A 21,979-nucleotide genomic window follows, 5' to 3' on the forward strand; every position below is an offset into this window, starting at 1 on the left:
TCAGCTATTAATTGAATTCATTAACTGGAAGAAATATTCCACTTCATGAGTCTCATTCAATTTATACCATGAATGAAGTGTATCCGGCGCAAATACATCTAATTTCCTTAATACTTCCATGGCAAATTCTAGAGGTGCTACACCCGATGCAGTAATAAGATTTTCACTGGATGCTACAGGTCCTACTTCATAAAAATTTTCTCCTTTATAAGTAGGACAAACCATTTTCATATAATCTAAATTATTACTTGTGTGATTTATAGAATCCAAGTAACCGTAATTTGCAAGACCTATAGTTGCACCGCAAATGGCAGCCACAATTGTACCAAGCCTTAAGGCTTCACCACCTTTTTTCAAAATAGGTTTATGTATTTCTTCACTCCAAGTATTCCCTCCAGGTAAAATTAATAGACCGTTACTCTCAAGGATACATTCATCTAGGGAAATATCCGGCTTTATATTCAAGCCCCCCATTGAAATAATCGTTTCTTTATTTATTCCAACTGTTACTACTTTAAAAGGCGCTACATCTTTTTTGAAATATCTTCCTGTATTAAGTTCAGCAATTAAATGTCCGTATTCCCAATCAGACATCGTGTCAAATACATATAGATATGCTTTTCTTGTTTGCATTCAATAACACTCCATTCATATACTACAGTTTTAAATAAAAAAAGTACTCTTTTCAAGTTTAACATTTTATGCAATATTTATGGTTTAAAATTCCAAATAAAAGAGCACTTGTTTCCGCAAGTGCTCTTTTCGGGGATTTTGAGATACCCTATTAACGAAAGTTAAGGTTACTTAAAGTTAAGAGGTATTTATACTATATGCTTGTCCTTTATATTTGTGCATAATCAATATATAAATATCTTTAGAAATATTTAAAAACTTTTATTTATAGTTCTGTCTGGCATTTTATCATTAAGAAATTTATTGAAGGTTTATTCTCCATGTTCTTATTTGGTTCATCAATTTCGGAAACTTGTACTAGTCCATATTTATTAAAATCTCGTTTTATAGATTCAGAATTATAGAAGAACATTTTTATGCCTTCCATTATTTCGAAATAGTCTTTATCCAACTGTTTCCCCTTCCCAAACATTGGGGCTTTTTGAGAAACAGTTGTGAAAACCATATATCCACCTGGTTTTAGCTGATTATAACAACCTTTAATAAATTGCTCTCTCTCTTGCTTATTCAACAAATGTAGAAGTGCATGACTATATATACCCTCATATGATTTGTTATTAAAAGGCATCTCATTTACCGAACCGTGATAGATACTAATATCTTCTAGGCCATTTTGCATTGCTAAATTAATGGCTGTTTTTGAAATCTCAATACCTGTTACATTTATACCATTATCGATAAAAACCTTTGCATTTCTTCCATATCCAATACCAGGAACTAATATATCCTTAACGTTCTTTTCAAGGAAAAAATCTTTTGTACAAATTGCAGATTCTGTAGGTTCAAATCCCCACATCGTTTGTTTTTCAATAAAACTTGATTCCCAAAATTCCATTATGTATCTATCTCCTTATTTTCAATCCATTTTTAGTATCAAATTAAAAGCATTTTTGTATTTGCTATACAGTTTTTTCTTCTACTTATACCACTTACCTTAGTCATCGTAGCTCCATTGAATATAGCATAATAATAAGCCCATATCTAATATAAAGATTGGTTAAAAATCTACCCTATTTTATTAATCCTTACGTTTATAGAAAATAAAAAAACAGCCAATATTTTTTTGGTAGTATTGGCTGTTTCTCATGAGAAATTATCTTTTTATATTGTACCGATCTAATACTTTTTCTAACATTTCTAAAGTTATTGGTTGTGCTTCTTTTATTAATTGATAACCAATACGCCCATTCGGTTCCGCTGTAACTTGCTGTAAACTCTTTACGTCATGAATCCCTTTTTCTCTTAATTGCATATAAAGTTGTTGTTCCGACATTTTTGCCTGCATCAAATTCTCTTTTACAATCTCTCCGTTTTCAACAATTATAATGCTACTTCCATTTAGGAATTGTTCCACCTTCCTTGATTTCAATTCAAAGAAATGAATGATAAGTAATATGCTTGCAAATATGATAGCCGCAAATATAGATGGGACTACTTTTCTACTTAATACAGGTTCTACAATAATACGGCCAATTGATACAACTATAATGATTTCAGCTCTTGTCATTTGGCTGGCAGATGTACTACCTGTCATTTTCAAAACAATTATTCCAGTAAAAGTTAATATAATACTTTCCAAAATTATATTCATAACTACCCAATCCTTTAATGGTGTATTTTACTATCATTCCCATTAAAGGTGTGTTTTACTTACCTATTAAGTTGTTAAATCCTTCAGACCATGATGGAAATAAAGGTATCCAACCATACTCTTTACGTGCCTTATTATTGGAAGCTCCTCTTTCCCAACTATTTTTCCCATCTTGAACTTTAGGCTGAGGTGCCCCTATCGCTGCTGCATATATTGGTAACCATTCTTTACTAGTTGCTGGATAATTATCTACAATATTTACGATTCCTGAAGGCCAATTAAGGGCTAGCATAGTAGCTCTTGCAGCATCTTCAACATGTATAAACGAGCTTATCCCGTCTGATGCGATAATTTCATTATTACCATCAGAAAGTATACATATTTGTCCATTAGTTTTAAGAGCTTTTTGCAATGCATGAAATCCACTATTTGTAGCAGAACATTCGAAACCATAATTATATGTTTCTATTATTTTTTCTTCTGAATCATATATGTTTTTCGCACCAAAATTCTTTGCAAAATCTCTTCTATTTTTATTAGGCTCAACAACATCCACGTGCTCAACGCCTACATAGTATTTTAAGAAATAACAAGCGAGTAAACCAATAACTCCCATTCCAGTTATAAGTACTTTTTCATCCTGTTGCGGGTTTAGTTTCAATACTCCTTTAGCGGCATCACACGAAAGAATAGATAATAAAGCAACTTTAGGTTGTATAGAACTAGGCACTCGAATTACTTTATGCCCCTTAACTATCCCTATTGTTTCATGTCCATAAAAAAAAACTACTTTATCGCCTACGTTTACATGTGTTACTTTATTACCAACTTCAATCACTTCACCATAACTTTCATATCCAGTTTTTCTTGGATAAAAAGGATTCGTATCCGTAACATCGGATCCATTATACTGTGGTAACTCGGCCCCAATGCTTATAGCTCCTGCAATTGTTTTAACAATAATTTCATCGTCCTGTATGGATCTAATTTTACCCGGTTCCCACTTAAGTTGTTTCGCACCTTCTAAAACTAACTTATACTGTTCCATTCATATCCTCTCACTTTATAAAAATATATTCTCACTAAATTTCAAACAATGTATAATAGATTCATCCAAAATTAAAGCTATAACGTTGGCTAGCACCCAACAGTGATAACATGATAATTGAATTTGATGGATATAGAATAAACGAGTATGTTATTGGCCGTAACTGTTCTATTAACGAATTAATAACGATGTATTTAAATGTAAGAAATGAAGAGATATCTAATGAGGATCTGCTACGCTTATTTTGTGTACGATATTATTACAAAAAAAATCCAAAGTTACTACAAGAAGACGTCACTAGCAATGTTGTCATTGATTTAGATACGGACTATATTTATATCCCAAATAGATAACAGTAAACTAGATTGATTAGTATTTATGATTCAGCTAAATGTTTAATAAAATAAGTAATTGCCCAAATTAATGTAGCAAATTGAGTGACAAAATACATTGTCCATTCAAAGCCAGTCAGTTTTCTCTCTCGTTTAACCTTCTTTAAGTATCTGTAAAATATGAGTGTACTTAAAAACATAAGTAACAATGATAATTGCTGTAAATCATCGACTATACGTACCCCCATAGACTCCATCGCCCTCCTATTCAAAATAAAAGCTATACTTTAAGAGTATCATTAATTGGTAGTTTATTTCCATTTTAAACAATTATGTCATAAATAAAAAGAGCACTCAGCTATTGAGTGCTCTAAAAAATATTAATTAAACTCAGTTCCTTGTAATGGTTACATGTAATTCCCCTTACTTTTTATAACTCAGTTCTATTACTTGTGGTATATACTTACTATCATATTTTCTCGTATAGATTTCTCCATCTGGAGTAACTAATTGTAAAACAATCTCACCACAAACCCCATCTAGTATTTCAAATTCACCTTGTGCATTTGAAATACTGCGTTCCTTACTTTCTTCAATTGAATCTTCATATATTTTCACATTAGATATAGGTTCGTTATTTTGATCTACGATAATACCTCTTGAATACTTACCAACCGCGATGCATTGGTCATCTTTTTTATAATATTTAGTCACAACTATAGCTCCAATTATTATAGCGGCACACACAAACAAGAGAATTATTTGGCGCCTCACAACAAACCTCCTAATTCAAATTATTCTTTTCTAAACTGAAAATTCAAGTGTCTTGATTGGTTGATTTCCTCAATTACTTTACGAATACCTTCTTCAATCTTATCTTCTTTTACATTCGAAACATTTAACTTTAACAGTTTTTCTTTAGGAAAATTCCTCATATAATTCTTATCAATAGTATCGACACTTATTTGCATGTCACCTAATTTTTGTATAAGTGTTTCTGTAACTGTGTTTTTCTGCATTTCTAAACAAGTGTGTATTCCAAATGTGTTTTGTCTATTATATGTAAATAATGATTGATCTTCATTTTGCACTTTTTCTAATGTTTCTGCTAGTTTTATTGATCTATTGTAGTAGGAAGAATTAATTTTACTTTTATGACGTTCAAACATACCGCTCTTTATATAAATTTCTAAAGCCGCTTGAGAAATCATCGGACTATCAATATCTAGTATCTTTTTGTATGTATAGAAAACATTTGCAATGGATGGTGGGATGACTGCAACTCCAACCCGTAAACCAGGAAAAATAATCTTCGAATAACTTTTCAAATATATGACATGACTACAATTATCCAAGCTATATAACGGATCTGCTTTTGAATCAGTTTCTAAATCTGCTAAATAATCATCTTCCACTATAAATACATTGTATTTCTTAGCCAATAGTGCGATTTTTTCTTTCTCATCTTTAGAATAAGAAGTTCCAAGCGGATGATGATATCTCGGTATCGTATAAAAGAATTTTATTTTTCCAGTTTGAAATATTTGCTCCAATTCATTCAAATCGATACCTTCATTCGTACGTTTAATACCGATTACAGGAACTTTATTTATTTCTAGATAATCAATATATAGATGATATGTTGGCTGTTCAATTAATACAGTTTCATTTCCATTCGGAAATGGTATAGAAGTTAATATAGCAAGCGCCTGCTGCACACCTGACGTTATAAAAATATTGTCTTCTTTCGTGAACACTTGATAATTTGCCAACTGTTTTTGAATGACTGGAATTAAAGATGGTAACCCTTTCGGTGTTCCGTATACGAACAAATCATTTTTATAAGTATCAATAGCCTTATTAATGCAATGCTGAAAATCTAAATATGGGAAAACATCTGGATCTGGTGCTGAAGAAGCGAAATCAATTATCTCGTTATTTTCTATGGTACTCCCAGATTTCTTAACAACGTAGTATCCACTTTGAGGGACAGAATATATAATGTGACGCTTTTCTAATTCATGAAGCGCACGTATAACTGTTGCCTTATTACATTCATATTGCGTAACGAGTGACCGTATAGACGGTAATTTCTTCCCTTCTTTTATTTCTCCATTTTGAATCATATTTTCTATGTCATTTAAAATATGTAAATACTTATACATATTACACCTCCTCCAGCAATTCTATATTTAATTACATCGGTTCTCTATTCATATAGCATTCATTCCTCAATTAGTTAATTTTCCGATCATCTATATCGTAAATCCCAATAGCATATGAATCATTTTCAATCCATTTCTTTACTGCTTCTGTTTTAAGTACCCCTTCAACTTCTTTTTCTATTTTCTGTCCAAGTTCTCTCGCCCCTACTTCATCATCGCTAAGCTTAGTTTTTATATCAATGGTAACAGGTTGATTCTTTTTATAATTTATTTGCTGAATACCAAACCCTTCATATCCATTTTTTCTGAATACGTCATCAAATATATGTCCAAAAACTTGATTCCATCTACTCTCTGCCTTTACAACTTCTCTATTTCTTTGAGTTATATTGATTTTATAAGACGTTACACCTTGTATCACCAATCTTTTATTAATATCATTTTTTATTTCGTTACTATCTTCGCTATCAGCAATCTCTAAATCTAATATTCTTTCTTTTTCATCTCTTATAGCAGCACTAAAAAAAGATTCCTCCTTTACCGCGGCGCTGTAGCAATATCCATCACTATAGACTCTTCACTTTTAGCATCTTCAATCTCATTCTCACAGGCACATAATAAAGTGAAACTTTAATCATTGGGGGTTTTGTTCATCCCCAATGATTATTAGTTGAACCAATCGGGCTTTTACGGGCAGTTGATCCCCCCACCTAACTTCTTTCGCTGAATTTTGAGGTGGGGATCTTACTGCCCGTTAATGCGGGATAAAACAAGTGGAAATAAAAATACAAGTAACTTCTTTCCCTTTCTCATGCAGCACCCCTCCATATATTTTCATTTACGATAAACTTTTTACTTTGACATATAAATACTTTCTTTAATTATTTAAATTTAACATTATTTCACATTTACCCCACTTAACAAGGGAATTACAATTAATAAATAGAATATCTCTATGAATAAATAAAAAGTGAGGGATATATAATGCAACGTGTAAATACGATTGATATTAGTAATGTACTACAATTGGAAAAAACTCTTTCGACTTTATTAAATAAAATGATTTCTTCAAAACTAGACCTTGAAAATTGGTTAAAAGAGCAGTCAAAAGTAATTTGGGACATCGAAGAACAATTAAGATCACATTACATCGCCTTTCAATGTAATACGGATGATGAAGAAATAAAGGATACTTTTGAACATGATCAACAATTTGTAAAGCCACTTTTAAAGCGGTACCAAAATTTATTGGATAATAAATATTTAGAGTCACCTTTTCGAATGGAATTAGATTCTAACGTATATGGTTTATTAGATACAAAAATAAAAAACGCTCAAAAGTTATTTTGTGAGGAAAATATCGAATTAGAAATAAAGGAAGACAAATTAATCACAGAGTACTTTGAAATCACTGGAGGATTAAGTGGAATTTGGGACGGAGAAGAAAAAACGATAACAGAATTACAATCCTATTTACAAGATTCGAATCGTGACACCCGTAAAAAGGCAAAAACCATTATTTCTGAACAATTTTTATCTGTTGAAAAAGAACTCCAAAACATATTAAATCAATTAATTGAAATTCGCCATCAAAAAGCAAAAAATATTCAACTAGAGAATTATCGCGATTATATGTTCAAAAAATACGAGCGTTTTGATTATTCAGCGAAAGATTGCTATGAACTAGCTGAATCCATACGTAAGTATGTTGTGCCTCTTAAAGATAAAATATTGCTAGAGAAAAAAGATAAACTGCAAGTTGATACGCTTCGCCCGTGGGATGTATCAGCTGTAACTCCAGATCAAAAAGTACTTAAACCTATTGCAAATGAAAATGATTTAATTGAAAAGAGCACTCATATCTTTAATAAACTAGATGTTGAATTTTCAGCACTTTTAAACCGAATGTATAAACACAATTGTCTTGATTTAACAAGCCGCAAAGGAAAAGCAGCTGGTGGCTTTTGTGAGTACTTACCAACTTCACAATTATCTTATATTTTTATGAACTTAAATTATACACAAGATGATATTGTCACTTTTATACATGAAATGGGTCATAGTATTCATAACGAACTCATAAAACCATTAAAATTACGACAGTATATAGAAATTCCAGCTGAAACAGCTGAGCTAGCCAGTATGACAATGGAGTTATTCTCGCTTAATTATTGGGATACCTTCTATACAGACAAAAAAGATTTAAAACAAGCAAAAATTAATTTCTTTAAAGATGTTATTTCATATTTACCTATTATGCTTATTGTCGATCAATTTCAACACTGGCTGTATGAAAATCCAAGTCATACTTCTGAAGAAAGAAATGAAAAATACTTACAACTTCAAAAACATTATCAGTCTAGCGTCATACATATTGATGGCTACGAAAACTGGATAGCAACGAGTTGGTTACCTGTACTCCATATTTTTGAAGTACCATTTTATTATATTGAATATGCGATCGCCCAACTTGGTGCATTACAAATGTATAAACAATATAAAGAGGATCCTAAGCAAGCGCTAGAAAATTATAAAAAGGCATTATCACTAGGAAGCTCGCAATCTATAAAAGAAGTGTATGATGCAGCCGGTATTCGTTTTGATTTTTCTGGTGAAACAATTAAAGAACTAATGCTATTTGTAGAAAAAGAATTAGAATTACTTGAGCAATTATAAGAAGAAAGCTGCACCTATATTTTTGGTGTAGCTTTCTTCTTTATTTTATTAATCAGCTCTATGTACTGAGTATCTCCATATCCGATTGTTGGAAAAAGATAAAACAACTTTATTAATAATTCACGAGTTGATAAATCTTTATTTTTAGAGATGAATTTCATTACTGCATTATCTTCTGTTAACATTTCTAAAAATAAGTCTATAGCCTGATACATTACAGGTGGTACCTTATGAGAGGTCTTTTTATGGTTTACTAATACTTCATTGTATATAGAAGAGTAATTCCCCAATTCAAGTTCAATTTGATTTACTTTAAATTCATCCTCTCTAAAGCTATTTAAGTATACCTTCCCTTCATAAGCAGACTGTTCAAGGTGAGAAAGTATGGTAAGTAGGTTCATTTGGCAAAACATATCTTCACCAAACCATAGAACAATACATTTATACTTTTTCGTAAAAAGGTTTTCTAACGGATCTATAACCTTTTTTATATAACTTTCTACTGAACTGTTATGTCCTTTCGCTCTTGTTTTAATAAACTCTTCATTAAAAACTTGAGTAGTAGCCGAGTTCACACACATTGCCTCATTAAATGGTGCATAATCAGAATCACCCATTAGCTTTTCGTTTTTAAATTCTTCATACATAACTTGACCATTTAATATGTTAAGTACCTCTTTATCAAATAGCTCACTCTTCCTATTTCGTAACTGCTCAACCTCTATTTTTCTAGAAATATTCATATTAAACGCCCCTTCTTTATTTAAATTTAGTTTAACAAATGATTGAATAGGCATTTTGTTAAGTTGGTATTCTCTTGGATTCATTCCAAAAACATTTTTAAAACTTCTACTATAAACCTCTTGGGAAGAGTAATCGTAATCCAATGCGACCTCAATTATCTTCCTACCATTCTTTAAATCCTCCGTAGATAAATACAACCTTCTAAGAAGAATATAACGTCTAATACTGAAACCCGTTACTTGATGAAATTTAAAAGAGCAATAATAAGGAGAATACCCCATGTAACGAGATAATTCATCTAATGAAAATCTCTTTTTTAAATTGCTCTCAATCCAATTAATCATCTGCTGTATATGTTCATTCATTTCCTTCACTCCTTATTTAAAAGTATAGGAGAAGTGCGTTTCTTTCTTTTGATATTTCTTGTGTTTTATAACATGAGCCTTTCTCTAAAGTCTTTATAATCTATATATAAGTATTAATTTTATATTTTTTCATCTATCTTATTTTGTCATACCTTCTATTCATTTTTCAATTTAGCGTTAATGAGTATGTTGGCAACACCTTACTAATTATTAAAGGTCAATTTACATCATATTTCATTTTAAAGGATTTCAAAAATTAAACACGAATTTTATAAAATAAAATTCTTTTAATTCCCAAGTTAAAAAATTAAGGTTTGGAAAGGACGTTTCAATGAACAAGCTAGAAAAAGAAATACTTCAATTCATAAATGAACAGTATCCGTTGAATTTTATTAACATTAAGCCAATAACAAATGAGATGTATGAATGTCTTACAGAACAAGGTACATACTTCAGTAGAATTACAAACTACAAAACATATGAAGAACAGATAGAGGAAGTTTTATATACAAATTTTTTATATCAAAATGGTTTAGGTGTTCCACCAATAATCCCTTCATTACAAGGGAATTTTGTAGAAAAATTCACATTAGACAAGGAGATTTTTGCTGTATTATATAAAGCTGCTCCTGGTATACATTTACCAAGGTCTGAATGGAATTCTAATATATTTAAAAAACTTGGTAAACAAATTGGAAAATTACATCGTATATCTAAAAGCTTTGAAAAGATTAAACCAGTAAAACATATAAACGATTGGTATGAAAATGAAGAATATAATTTTCTTAAATATATCCCTAAAGAAGAAAATACAATAAGAGAAATTGCATCTGACGTTTTAACTTCCATAAAAGAGCTACCAAAATCCCCTTCAAATTACGGCTTAATACACGGAGATTTATGGTTAGAAAACATTTTAGTCGAAAATAATTCAAACTTAACAATGATAGATTTTCAAGACTGCGAAAAACATTTTTACATATTCGATTTAGCCGTTCCTATTTATAGTGCAATAGAATATTCATTTGCTGGAAATGGGAATATCGTTGACTATGAGTATTCTATTACAAAAGCACTATTTGAAGGCTACCAAGAGGAAAATGAGCTACCAAAAGAGATGAAAGACAAGTTTCCGTTATTTATTAAATTAAAGGAGATTTTTGAATATAGCTTAATGCATATGTATTGGGATAAAGATGAATTAACGGAGGAACAAGTACGGATTATGAACCTTTATAGGATGAAGATCGAAAATAAGAATACCTATATCAATATTTAAGAATACTGTTGTTTAACTACAAGGAAACTTTGGTTAAACAACAGCATTTATTAATTAGCTGACAACCTTTTTTATGACTTATAAATACTGATTCAATAATCTTTTCAAATACACTTCATTTTGCGGTGATACTTTTTCAGAAAATCTAGCTGCAATAATAATAGGAGCCCATTGAAAAACTTCATCTCTTGATATGCCGGTACGACTGCAATATATATGTAAATACATCTCAGCTAATTCTACCGAAGATTGTGAGTACAACAAGTATGTTCGAAATACATCTGCGCGAATATCACCTGAACTAGCATCTACCCAATCTATAACTTTCACTTTCTCTTCCTTACTCAAAATCAAATTAAATGGATGAAAATCTCCATGACATAGCCTAAAATCAAATGTAATAGATTCTAATTTTTGTAATATATCCTTCTTTTTGCGTTCATCCAATTTATGCACAGATTTAATTTGACGCTCTAACCTTTCCCTCATTAACTCCATTTCATCTGTATTCACATGTATAGCATGGATCTTTTTTTGCTCATTAACACAAAGGCCGATATAACGCTCTGCCTCATTTAAATTATTAAGCAGAAGATCACCAATGTTGTCCCCTTTTACATGTTCCATAATAATTGCCTGTCTATTTTGTATCTTTGTCACTTCGAATACGTTTGGAGCTGGCAGCCCGCATGAATAAGCATATTTTTGTTTTTTTGCTTCATTCATAGACTCTGTATCTGGGAGGTAATCTTTAAATAATTTTACAACCTTATCATCAGTTAAATAAATTTCTGCAGTATTCCCTTTTGCAATTGGATTACCTAGATTCACTTCATTTCTCTCCTTAAAATAAGTTTGAATAACGCTTAATCCTTTTCTTTGCATTCACTCTAATCATAACGAAAACCTTCTTCACGAAGATATAAAAAACTTACCACTTTCTATCCTTAAATAGAAAGTGGTAAGTTTAGTTCTTTAGGAATATTGGAATGAAACTCTGGTGTATACACAATAGAAAATGAATATCCCTGCTCAATAAATGATACTTCATTATGTTTACATTCAAAGGGAACATTATTTTTCTTAAAGTTATTTTGGATGTGCTGTAAAAATGCTGAATCCGGTGTTCCGAAAGAAACATGAACTTTCGGTGGTAAAGCTTTCATTGCGATTGGAATCCAAGGTCTCTGCCACCAAGTCGCGACGATATATGCAGTGCCACCTATAACAAAGTTAAAAATATCCCCATCTTCCATCGTTTTCATATTTAGATTTGATTTTAACCATTCCGTAAAAACAGGTACACTTTTAACAGGAAGACCAATTTCCCTTACGTATAAAATGTTTAAAGGTGAGTGTGGTACTAATACATCTTCTTTAACATAACTATGCGCGATAATTTCGAGAAGATTTCCATCGCCATCTCTGAAATATAAGTTGAATCGGCCGCTCTCTTCATCAATTGTATGACCATCTTTCCATTTTACAATGAGTAATCCAGACTTTTCAAGCCATCTTGCAACTTCATGAAATTTTGAATATGGAATCTCAAAAGCAAAGTGCGCAGGTGCAATTGGTTCATATAATTCTTGAAAACTAATTGTAGTGTACGGTGTTACTTTAAATTGAATAAATGATTCTGTTTCTTTTTTTATTGGAAAAGATAATATGTCCCTATAAACTTGTTTTACCCCTTCTATGGAAACCGTTTGTAATTTTATATCTAATATATGTGTAATCACGTTACATTCCCCCTTGTTTCTTATTATCTATTCGTATTGTATTACACTTATAAATAGATAAAATCAAACGGAAGGATGGATTTTTCATGTAGAAACTACAACTTTAGTATGAATATGTTAGCTCCAATTATTTTTTATTTCTGCTATAACAATTTCTGGTTTATCCCAGTGCAACATATGTGTAGTATCAGGAATTACTTTTACTATACTGTCCGTTTTCTCTTTAAAAACATTTACTGTCTTATCTCTATAATCCGCCCAAACTTGTGGGACTGTAGCTCGAAGTAATACAATATTAGCCGGTAGCTTCTCATATATATCTATAGTTTCATCTTTATGCATACCTCTTATTATATTACTAGCTGTATTTCCCCTGGCATGCCACCATACTTTATTATCCATTTCGATCCCTAGATCCTTTACAGCAATTTCTATAAATCTTAAACTCGTACTACCTAATCCATGTAAACAAAAGATAACGGGCTTGTCATTATTCCCCCATTCAGTAATATGTACATTTATTTTTTCATTGCTAATATAGTAACGTTTCAAAACATTTATCCTCCATATTTTGATTTTTTAATTTACACTTTATTTATTTCTATTATTTTCAAGTATTTCCTGTATTCTTTTCCACACAAAAAGCTGCTTTTCTTTAAATGAAAAGCAGCTTTTACACTAAAATATATTATAATTTAACAGCAATAATCATAAATCTTTTTGAATTAGTACGAATCCCTTTTTCAAAACTATACGTATCAATGAACTTTTGTAAAATAGTAAAATCCTCTTCCTGTTCTCCGAATCTAGGAATAATAGGGGTATGTTTTAATAAGAAAATGAGATCTTCAGACCTACTGTAATAATCAGTAACATCATATTCACGTACTTGCACGAGATCAAATCCTGCACTAATAAGTTCATTCATATACTTTTCTTTTAAAGTACCATCCCGTTCACCTAAGCATTGCCCTCTACCAAATGCTTCTTTCAGGTTTAATTTATCATTCTCACTTACTTGTTGTGTTAAGAAAAAGGCACCCTTTTTCATTACTTTCGCTAACTCAGATGCCAGAAACGGGGCATGACAACTTGAAGCAATATCAAAATGTGCATGTGGAAATGTTAAAGCTTCAGAACCCATTTGAAGAAACTCAACATTTTGTACACCTGATTTTTTCAAGTTAGAATGTGCCGTTGCAATCATGCCGTTAGAATTATCAATTCCAATCAACAATTTAGCTGATGATGCTATGTTAAGTACATTTTCTCCTCCCCCTGTACCAACATCAAGTAAAATATGTGATGGTTTACACCTTTCTTTTACCTCACTATAAAAGTCCCATGTATCTCCTACAGTTTCACATTTTATTTTACTAAAATCCCATCCATTTAATCTTCCTACTTTATCATAGAAGCTTTTATACTCTAATTCGTTCATCTTATTACTTCCCCTTTGTAAAAATAAATTAAATATGTATAATAACCTACGACACTCCTTAATTATATATTATAAATTACAAATTATTAAAACAATATTTCCCTTCACACTACAATAAGTTTACATAACATTTTTATGGTTTATCTTTATCTATATATTCTAAATGCCCTCTTCCCCAACTACACATACTATCCAAAACAGTACTGACTGTTTTTCCATGTTCAGTTAAGCTATATTCTACTTTAGGTGGTATTTCTTGATAAATTTCGCGTTTTATTAGTTGATCTTGCTCTAATTCACGTAATTGCTTCGCTAACGTCCCTTGAGATATATCTGGTATCAATCGCTTTAATTCACCAAAACGTTTCATTCCATCTGTTAGCAAAATAAACAAAATGAGTGGCTTCCATTTCCCACCGATTATTTGTAATGTTGCTATTACCCCTTTTAACTTCGGTTCTTGTAAATCCATTTTTCTCACCTCTCCTCAGATATCATAAAGTGAAACTTTAATCAGTGAGGGTTTTGTTCATCCCAAACTGATTATTAGTTGAACCAATCGGGCTTTTACGGGCAATTGATCTCTTACCTAACTTCCTTGCATTTTCCTAACTTTGAGGTGAGAGTTTTACTGCCCGTTAATGCGGGATAAACCATATTTAGCGATTTTTCCAATTACTTATCCGCATAAATAGCGATTAGTACGAAATTTACGACTATGTACATATAAAGTGCGTACTTTTCACTTGCTCCCTTTTAGCGAATAATAAAAGCATAGCACAGTTATATTCTAAATTTTTTATTAAAGGAGTGGCTAAAATATGTCTATTACTACATTAGAAAATAGTCGTATTGTTATCATTGGCGGGAGTTCTGGTATTGGATTGGCAACGGCAAAACAAGTAATTGAACAAGGAGCACATGTTATTATTGCAGGGCGTTCGGAAGAAAAATTAAAAGTTGCTAAAAAATTAATAAATAGCAATCATCTTCAAACTTATATATTGGATAATCAAAATAAAGAGCAATTACAAATTTTTTTCAAGACAGTTGGGAACTTTGATCATTTATTCACACCGGGAGCCTCTTACACACTTGGACCAATTACCTCTACAGAGGAAATTGCTGAAAGTAGCTTCATCGGAAAGTTTTGGCCTCAATATTATGCCGTAAAATATGCAATTCCTTTTCTTTCAAACTCTGGATCTATCGTGTTAATGTCCGGTGCATTTAGTCAAAGACCACTTAAAGGCGCACCTGCTTATGGAGCTTGCAATGGTGCTATTGAAAGTTTAGGGAAGGCTTTAGCTGTGGAATTAGCTCCTATTAGAGTTAATGTGGTTTCTCCTGGAACAATACAAAAAGAAAATGAACAAAATGAAAATAGACTAGTTGCTTACGAAGCTTATAAATCTCTTTCACTTGTACAACGAGCTGGATATAATGATGAAATTGCACATACTGTCCTATATTTAATGCAAAATAGTTTTACTACGGGTAATGTATTGTTTCCTGATGGAGGGTACACATATCATTAAATTATTTAAGACAAAAGCCCCTTATTACGGTGGCTTTTGTTGCTCATTTAAACATTGCTGAAATTTCCAAATAGATGATTACATTACTTTAGTACCAACTGGTTGGTTTTTAGATGATTCATTACAATCCGCTCATTTTGTACATTTGCAAATAAAATTGTGCTAGTAGTTGACGAATCGAATCTCGAAGTAATTTGTCTTGATATTTATGGATAAGTTTCCAAAGAAAAAAGGCATATAATTAATGCCTTTTTTCTTTATCATTATTTAACTGGATAACAAACTTCTGTAACCCACTTATTAGGATCCGATTCCATCGCTGGGCTCACATGATAAATATTAAACATCGGGCCTGCTAATTTGTAACCTTCTGTCTCAATCCATTTTGCCGCAGCCTCATTTACAGCTGTCATCTGTTCATAACTTCCATTAACTGTTATAGAAGCTATATTGGTTGATTTCATATTTTTAAATGTAACGTCTTTTGTATTTTCGTGCTTACCTAGAATACTTAGCTGTATTTCTATATCTACATCATTTTCTTTGTATTCACGATCATGGAAAACCGCAATACTATAACTCGGATGGGCAATACTAATATTTTCCATTTGAATTTCTTGCATTAATACACTCCATAAATCACCTTCGCAATTATACGATGGAATAATCTTTCTAACACTAGCTACAGTTCTTTCTGGAATTTCTTTTATTGAAACATGATAATTCATCTCAACAACATCCTCTCTCATCGTTTTCATTGAGTCTTCGAGGAGACGTAATTGTTTTTGGAGGTTATTCATGTCTTCTTTAATTTGAGCACTACGATTTAAAAATTGCTCTTTTATGCTATCTATATTATCGCATTCTATTATTTCTTTGATGGTAGCAATATTAAACCCCATAGCTTTTAATGTTTGAATTTGATTTACTTTTTTTAATTGGTCAGCTGAATAAAATCGATATCCACTCTGCTCATCGACTTTTACTGGTTGTAATAATTCCACTTTATCGTAGTGTCTCAACATACGTATACTAATGGAAGATAGTTTCGAAAAATCCCCTATTTTAAACATGATTTCCTCCTATAAGTTACATCTACTTTGAAGCTCAACTTCATCATAAACAATGACATTATGTGAGGGTCAACTATTTTTAACGATTTAAATAATAATTTAACATGTTATATTTATATAATTAAAAACCTATATTCCTGTTTTTATGACTACTGCAATTGATAACCATTAGTTATTTTTCTCAAGACATTCATAAACCGCCATCATATCTCGTTTATCCAACTCACGAATACGATTAAAAATTGGTATTTGCCCAACAGCTTCTGTTAATAAGCTCTCATCCACAACATCACTAACTTTTCCAGTTAACCACGTTTGTACATCCACGCCCTCGACAACTTCTTTTAACCCTTCGTCATTAATACCACTTGCATTACAAGTTACACATGGAATTGTTAGTTTAAAGACACCATCATGTAGATTATCTTCGGTTATCACTTTCTTACCTTTACAAAATGGACATGGATTACTTTTTTTAATTTTATTAATTTGGGTAACTATTTTTTTGTATCCAAACGCTTCGTATACATACGTAAGTTTTTTATATTTACCATTTGTGAAATACTTATCTATAATGTTTTCTCTCGTTTCATAAACATTAGGGAAATCACAAACAGTTACTTGATTATTAACACTAATGGATTCGATATTTCCTTTTATTTCACCCCAGAATGGTAAGACATTTTGTAACACCATTTCATAGTTTGAAAAGCTTGCTTGTTCTAATTCAAACATCTTCAGTGCAACTTGTGCTTTTCTTGGCAATAAAGAAACATCTTCTGTCAATACCATATCGCCACCAACAATAGACTTCAATTTAACAAGTGTCGGTAAATCACCAACTGTTTTCACTACTTCATTAATAGGCTGATTAATTATTTCACGAATATCTACGTTATCAAATTTAAGTGGTTTATGATGATTTAAAACCGTCCCCTCGCAAATTGGACATTTCATCATTTTTTTTGAACTTTTAATTTCTTCTTTAATAGGTGCTTTTGAAATAACAATATATCCACCAATAATTGTATTAAATCCTACCCATGTTCTGCGTGTCTTTCCTTTTTTATCATAAAATGATTTTTCAAAATACCCGTACCAAAACGTATGCTTTTCTTCTTCTGACATATCATTATAGCTCTTTGACAAATCGTGATCAAGCTCATTTTTTATTTCTTCGAATAGAAATTCTATTTTTTCATGCTGATAAAATTTTAATACCTTCATGATTTCTGGATCGAATAGCCCATCCCAAAATGGAACACTTTTATCTTGAATGGCAATATCTTTATCAAAAACTTCAATTTGAAGACGTCCAGAACAAGATGGACAATGATTGTCCTGTGAATAGAAATCAAAACTTCTCGTATCTTTATTAATTGGATGAGCAGCTACAATATGATTAATTAATCCACCAATCTCATATAAGAAACTATATTGACTATATAAATGTCTTTCAAGATCAATAGCAATAACAGGTGCGATTGTATCAGATTCATATTCACCATAAATTAACCTAGCCATTGATGATAAACTTTTTAAAATACCGCCCTTATAAATATTTTCGGCATTTTTAAAATAGTTAATATGATTTTCTTCTAAATAGTGAACCCCTTTTTTCTGCTTAAGCATTGAAGAGATGTGTATTTTCTCTGTGCTATTCACATTACTTTTTTGACGATAGTAATCCTCATGATTGACAACATCCAAATGCTCTATAGATTCATTCTGCCTTTTTCCAAAATCAACTATATAATCAGAGCTTTCTAACATGTAACGATTATGCTCAATCATAATGATCGAAACTGATTCATCTTGCAGAATACCTCTAATACTATCGATAAATTGATTCAAAATATTTTGTGATAAACCTTTTGAAGGCTCATCAAAAATAAATAATGTATGTGGATTTCTAGTGTTTGCAAATAATTCCGAAACTAAATGAACACATTGAAACTCACCTGTCGATAATGTTTGTGTTTTTCTCTCTAATGTTAAATAGCCAAGCCCTAATTTAATTAGTAGGCTCAAACGTTTATAAGCGATATCTTCATTTGGAAGTTCATCAATAATATCCTCAATCGAGCGCTCAAAAATATCATCAATGTCTTCACTATACTTTGTCAGTTTCTTTTTAATATCTAGGAAAGTTGCTACAGTTGATCGACTTGTAATTGATTGATTTCGGTCTTGTCCTACCATAACTAATTTATCTTTTGGATATCGTTTCAAAAAATCTGTAGCTAGACATTCGTTGACAAGTGTAGATTTCCCACATCCTGATTCTCCTGTAACTGTTACAAGCCTGTTTTTAGGAATTTGAAACTCAGCCATTTGGATATTACGGCAATATAAATCATAGAATGTATAATATTCTGTTGGTATTTCTTTATTTCGATCCCACAGTATTGACTTTGGTCTTGGTGATTCTTCCACAATTTTCCCGCCATATTTTCCGCTACCAGATCCAAAGAACAATTGCTCATCAGTTGTATCTAGTACTGTATCTGAATGATCAATAAGCCAAATTTGATTTTTACACCCTAATCGTTTAATCTCTTCTAAAATTTGTAATAAAGTTTCATGATCAAGTCCAACTGAAATCTCATCAATAATAATTACAGCATTTTCACTTACTGCCATGAATTCGGCCAAATAAAGTCGTGTTAACTCTCCACCTGATAACGTACCCATAATTCGATTTAATGTTAAATAACCAATGTTCATATTAATAATATTTTGCAGTATATGCTGTTTTTCTTCACTAATATTTAACTCTTTTGCTAGTGAAAGAATAGATTCAATACTTAAATCATTAATATTTGAGATTGAATGTGGCTTGTCCAACAAATCAATTTCATGTTGTTCAATTTCTTCACTATAACGTTTTCCCTTACATTTTTTACACTCAACATTTTTTGTAGTACCACGGCCTTTACAACCAGTACACCAGCCTAATTGATTATTAAATGAAAAGACCTCTGGAGAAAGATTAAATACCTCAGCAAGTTTTTCCCGAACCTCTGTAAAAACACCAGTATGAGTACCAATCGTTGAACGCGGATTAGACGAAATCGATGATTTTCCTAGAAAAAGTACTAAAGGTATTTCTTCCATCTTAATGGCACTAAAATTTGTTTCCATAATGTTAGGAAATAAATATTGATATTCAGCCTTTGGCAATAAAGAAACTAATCGTTTTTTTGATTCTTCACCAATTGTTTGGCAAAAAGTTGTTTTACCCGATCCAGATAAACCAGCAATTCCAAACGATTTATTAAACGGTATAGTTGCATCTAATTTATTTATGTTATTAGCAATTAATTGATTTACTTTCATATTAACCTCTATTCTTATTTATTCACAAAAGCATTTTTACAATATAATAATTACATAATGAATATTACCTATTATGCAATTATCCTCTCACTTCATGAACTTATCCTTGTATATTTCAAACCACTGTTGCCATTCATCTTTAGAAAATTCTTTCTCTTCTCCTTCTAAAACGTAAGAAAAAAGATTTAAACAAATATGCCAACCAGCTATATCTCTCGGTGTATGATCTGTTAATTCATGAATGTACTCTTTTAGGAATAAAAGAGTACCATTTTCCTCTTTATGTATTTCAAATCGGACACGGTCTTTATCCCAAGTAAATTCAAGTACTGAGTTTAGTTGACACTCTAAAATATCAATGTTTATGAATGAACCGTCCATCATGTCGAACTTTATTATTCCACCAGTTTTAAGGCTTTCAATCTGTAAATTGGACATCCATTTTTTCAGCTTACTGTTTTCTGTTAATACAGACCAAACTTCCTCTACCGTATATGGAAATTCGCGTTCAAATTTTACAATATATCCACCAGTTAGTTTCCCAATTTCAGCTATCATTTTAATTGCCTCCTTATATAGAATATATGTTCTCATCTCATTTTACACGAATATAAATATAAAATAAATATTTATGTCAGCGAAGTGTTAATTTAAAGTAAATGGTGCTGAGAAAAACTTAAATATTTTCTAAATCGAGTTATATAATATTGAAAATTAAATATAGATTTGCGTACAAATAAAAAAGCCGCATTTGCGACTTATGAAATCATAGGATTAACTCCTGTTTTGTTGAATGATTAACGCTTAATCGCATCGACAATTAGCGATGGAAAACCAAGTTTATCGCCTTTATTTCTAGAATCATACCTTTTCGAACGGAAAATAACACCGTCGTTTGCATCCCATTCGTTGTAATAAAACCGACCATTTTCATCACAATATTCAAGTAAAACTACCTCGAATCCAGCAGTTTCAAACATTTCCGTTAATGTTATATAATTATGAACGATTTTATGACTTGCTGCTGGATGATCTTTCGGACCGGGTCCCCCTATTTGAACTATATTTTGATATGCCTCATCCTGAAAGAATGCATCAGGGACTCCGCACCGAATATGACCAGATGGTTTTAAAAATTCATAACAAATTTCAGCTGCTCTTACACCTTCTTAAAAAGTAAGGTGTTCCCATACATGCTCAGCTAAAATAGCTGAAATAGAGTTGTATTCAAATCTTTCTTCCCACGTAGCTTTATCTAGTAAGTTAAGTTCATCTTCTTGCGTTTGAATCCAACCTGGATTATTATTAAACACTCCAGCTCCGGCAACTACTTTAATTTCGTCTTGTTTTATTGCCACCATGTTCACCTCTTAAATATTTTAATTCATTAATATATTCTATGTTTACTATTATCCTTCCTCCTTTAACAAATTTAGTACCATGAGTCCAGTACAATACCGAACTCATGTCCTAAAACTCTCTAACGCAACGATCTGTCTAACTCTATAAAATTAGTTCATAATATACGATTTTTCTTACAGAAATATAGCACAGCAAACATTAGCATAATACCAATTACGTAAAAAATTGTTGTTCCGCTCCCACCAGTATTAGGAATTACCCAATTATTCTTCGCATTTTTCACTGTTATTTTTTGTGTCTTTACTGCTTCTGTAATTTCTATTTCTATTTCTATTGGATCCCTAAGTAACATGTATCCGTTCGGTGCTTTTATTTCTTTAATCGTATACTTTCCAATTGCTAATTGGTTGGAAATTACCTTTCCTTTTTCATCCGTTATTAATCTACTAACTTCTTTCCCTTCTTTATCTAACACTTGAAATACAGCGCCTTTTAGCTTTAATTCACTATCCTTATCATCAACTTTTTCAATTTCAAATTGCCCAGTCGGATCTGGCAATTTCTTATTTTCTATTTTAATTTCTACTACTG

21 protein-coding genes and 3 pseudogenes are annotated in these 21,979 nt (G+C 31.4%); 4 read left to right on the forward strand and 20 right to left on the reverse strand.

The features are described 5' to 3' along the window. The 5 genes and pseudogenes from MR160_RS17075 to MR160_RS35145 form a co-directional block, all read right to left on the reverse strand. Entirely contained in the window at nucleotides 1-633 is a 633-nt protein-coding gene (locus MR160_RS17075) for a type 1 glutamine amidotransferase family protein (protein ID WP_242297793.1), read from the reverse strand. Nucleotides 634-898: 265 nt separating this feature from the next. After that, the gene (locus MR160_RS17080; protein WP_242297795.1) at nucleotides 899-1,528 is read right to left on the reverse strand and encodes a class I SAM-dependent methyltransferase; all 630 of its coding nucleotides are present in this window, start codon (nucleotides 1,526-1,528) and stop codon (nucleotides 899-901) included. 258 nt (nucleotides 1,529-1,786) lie between these two features. After that, entirely contained in the window at nucleotides 1,787-2,284 is a 498-nt protein-coding gene (locus MR160_RS17085) for a DUF421 domain-containing protein (RefSeq protein WP_001021412.1), read from the reverse strand. A gap of 55 nt (nucleotides 2,285-2,339) precedes the next feature. Continuing rightward, nucleotides 2,340-3,014, reverse strand: a complete 675-nt coding sequence (locus MR160_RS17090; RefSeq protein ID WP_002082729.1) for a zinc-binding dehydrogenase — start codon at nucleotides 3,012-3,014, stop codon at nucleotides 2,340-2,342. A 66-nt stretch (nucleotides 3,015-3,080) separates the two neighbouring features. Continuing rightward, a pseudogene (locus tag MR160_RS35145) lies at nucleotides 3,081-3,332 on the reverse strand (hypothetical protein); the annotation flags it as partial. Nucleotides 3,333-3,442: 110 nt separating this feature from the next. On the opposite strand from MR160_RS35145, the gene MR160_RS17095 reads away from it, so the two are divergent. Next, nucleotides 3,443-3,685 carry a hypothetical protein gene (locus MR160_RS17095; RefSeq protein ID WP_015945790.1) on the forward strand — a complete coding sequence of 81 codons (243 nt, stop codon included), beginning with the start codon at nucleotides 3,443-3,445 and terminating at the stop codon, nucleotides 3,683-3,685. Between the two features lie 23 nt (nucleotides 3,686-3,708). Here MR160_RS17095 and MR160_RS17100 read toward each other — a convergent pair whose 3' ends face one another. The 4 genes and pseudogenes from MR160_RS17100 to MR160_RS17115 all read right to left on the reverse strand — a co-directional run bounded on the left by MR160_RS17100 (nucleotide 3,709) and on the right by MR160_RS17115 (nucleotide 6,393). Continuing rightward, on the reverse strand, nucleotides 3,709-3,912 hold the full coding sequence (locus MR160_RS17100; protein WP_000538969.1) for a hypothetical protein: 204 nt from the start codon (nucleotides 3,910-3,912) through the stop codon (nucleotides 3,709-3,711). A 175-nt stretch (nucleotides 3,913-4,087) separates the two neighbouring features. Further along, entirely contained in the window at nucleotides 4,088-4,438 is a 351-nt protein-coding gene (locus MR160_RS17105) for a hypothetical protein (protein ID WP_001254186.1), read from the reverse strand. A gap of 20 nt (nucleotides 4,439-4,458) precedes the next feature. Next, a complete protein-coding gene (locus MR160_RS17110) occupies nucleotides 4,459-5,829 on the reverse strand; it encodes an aminotransferase-like domain-containing protein (protein ID WP_242297798.1) in 1,371 nt (456 codons plus the stop codon). A gap of 70 nt (nucleotides 5,830-5,899) precedes the next feature. Further along, nucleotides 5,900-6,393: pseudogene (locus MR160_RS17115) on the reverse strand (DUF4030 domain-containing protein). A gap of 420 nt (nucleotides 6,394-6,813) precedes the next feature. Between MR160_RS17115 and MR160_RS17120 the strand changes: the two are divergent. After that, complete coding sequence (locus MR160_RS17120) at nucleotides 6,814-8,505, forward strand: M3 family oligoendopeptidase (protein ID WP_001190027.1); 1,692 nt, start codon at nucleotides 6,814-6,816, stop codon at nucleotides 8,503-8,505. 14 nt (nucleotides 8,506-8,519) lie between these two features. Here MR160_RS17120 and MR160_RS17125 read toward each other — a convergent pair whose 3' ends face one another. Then, nucleotides 8,520-9,614: a helix-turn-helix domain-containing protein gene (locus MR160_RS17125; protein WP_001002111.1), complete on the reverse strand. Its 1,095-nt coding sequence runs from the start codon at nucleotides 9,612-9,614 to the stop codon at nucleotides 8,520-8,522. A gap of 331 nt (nucleotides 9,615-9,945) precedes the next feature. Here MR160_RS17125 and MR160_RS17130 point away from each other — a divergent pair, with 331 nt between their 5' ends. After that, nucleotides 9,946-10,893: a phosphotransferase enzyme family protein gene (locus tag MR160_RS17130; protein WP_001037122.1), complete on the forward strand. Its 948-nt coding sequence runs from the start codon at nucleotides 9,946-9,948 to the stop codon at nucleotides 10,891-10,893. A 78-nt stretch (nucleotides 10,894-10,971) separates the two neighbouring features. Here the strand turns inward: MR160_RS17130 and MR160_RS17135 are convergent, their stop codons facing one another. From MR160_RS17135 to MR160_RS17155, 5 genes are all read right to left on the reverse strand, one after another. After that, nucleotides 10,972-11,724, reverse strand: coding sequence for an aminoglycoside phosphotransferase family protein (locus MR160_RS17135; protein WP_025989038.1), 753 nt, complete (start codon nucleotides 11,722-11,724; stop codon nucleotides 10,972-10,974). Nucleotides 11,725-11,840: 116 nt separating this feature from the next. Beyond that, entirely contained in the window at nucleotides 11,841-12,635 is a 795-nt protein-coding gene (locus tag MR160_RS17140) for a VOC family protein (RefSeq protein ID WP_000627905.1), read from the reverse strand. 117 nt (nucleotides 12,636-12,752) lie between these two features. After that, nucleotides 12,753-13,187, reverse strand: a complete 435-nt coding sequence (locus MR160_RS17145) for a hypothetical protein (RefSeq protein ID WP_063675393.1) — start codon at nucleotides 13,185-13,187, stop codon at nucleotides 12,753-12,755. 136 nt (nucleotides 13,188-13,323) lie between these two features. Continuing rightward, on the reverse strand, nucleotides 13,324-14,076 hold the full coding sequence (locus MR160_RS17150) for a class I SAM-dependent methyltransferase (RefSeq protein WP_001003870.1): 753 nt from the start codon (nucleotides 14,074-14,076) through the stop codon (nucleotides 13,324-13,326). Between the two features lie 133 nt (nucleotides 14,077-14,209). Continuing rightward, entirely contained in the window at nucleotides 14,210-14,548 is a 339-nt protein-coding gene (locus tag MR160_RS17155; protein ID WP_000365520.1) for a winged helix-turn-helix transcriptional regulator, read from the reverse strand. A gap of 349 nt (nucleotides 14,549-14,897) precedes the next feature. Here MR160_RS17155 and MR160_RS17160 point away from each other — a divergent pair, with 349 nt between their 5' ends. Beyond that, entirely contained in the window at nucleotides 14,898-15,614 is a 717-nt protein-coding gene (locus MR160_RS17160; RefSeq protein WP_000029094.1) for an SDR family oxidoreductase, read from the forward strand. A 263-nt stretch (nucleotides 15,615-15,877) separates the two neighbouring features. Here the strand turns inward: MR160_RS17160 and MR160_RS17165 are convergent, their stop codons facing one another. The 5 genes and pseudogenes from MR160_RS17165 to MR160_RS17185 form a co-directional block, all read right to left on the reverse strand. Next, entirely contained in the window at nucleotides 15,878-16,687 is an 810-nt protein-coding gene (locus MR160_RS17165) for a MerR family transcriptional regulator (protein WP_242297800.1), read from the reverse strand. Between the two features lie 168 nt (nucleotides 16,688-16,855). Then, nucleotides 16,856-20,026 (reverse strand): ATP-binding cassette domain-containing protein, encoded by a 3,171-nt coding sequence (locus MR160_RS17170; RefSeq protein WP_000867738.1) that lies wholly within the window; start codon nucleotides 20,024-20,026, stop codon nucleotides 16,856-16,858. 87 nt (nucleotides 20,027-20,113) lie between these two features. After that, the gene (locus MR160_RS17175; RefSeq protein WP_000559850.1) at nucleotides 20,114-20,584 is read right to left on the reverse strand and encodes an SRPBCC family protein; all 471 of its coding nucleotides are present in this window, start codon (nucleotides 20,582-20,584) and stop codon (nucleotides 20,114-20,116) included. Between the two features lie 239 nt (nucleotides 20,585-20,823). Further along, nucleotides 20,824-21,384: pseudogene (locus tag MR160_RS17180) on the reverse strand (class I SAM-dependent methyltransferase). A gap of 158 nt (nucleotides 21,385-21,542) precedes the next feature. After that, nucleotides 21,543-21,979, reverse strand: a 437-nt coding sequence (locus tag MR160_RS17185) for a SpaA isopeptide-forming pilin-related protein (RefSeq protein WP_242297802.1), incomplete at its 5' end; no start/stop codon positions are given.

Origin of the sequence: Bacillus cereus group sp. BfR-BA-01382 (genome assembly GCF_022663475.1) — a bacterium.
Classification (GTDB): domain Bacteria; phylum Bacillota; class Bacilli; order Bacillales; family Bacillaceae_G; genus Bacillus_A; species Bacillus_A thuringiensis_S.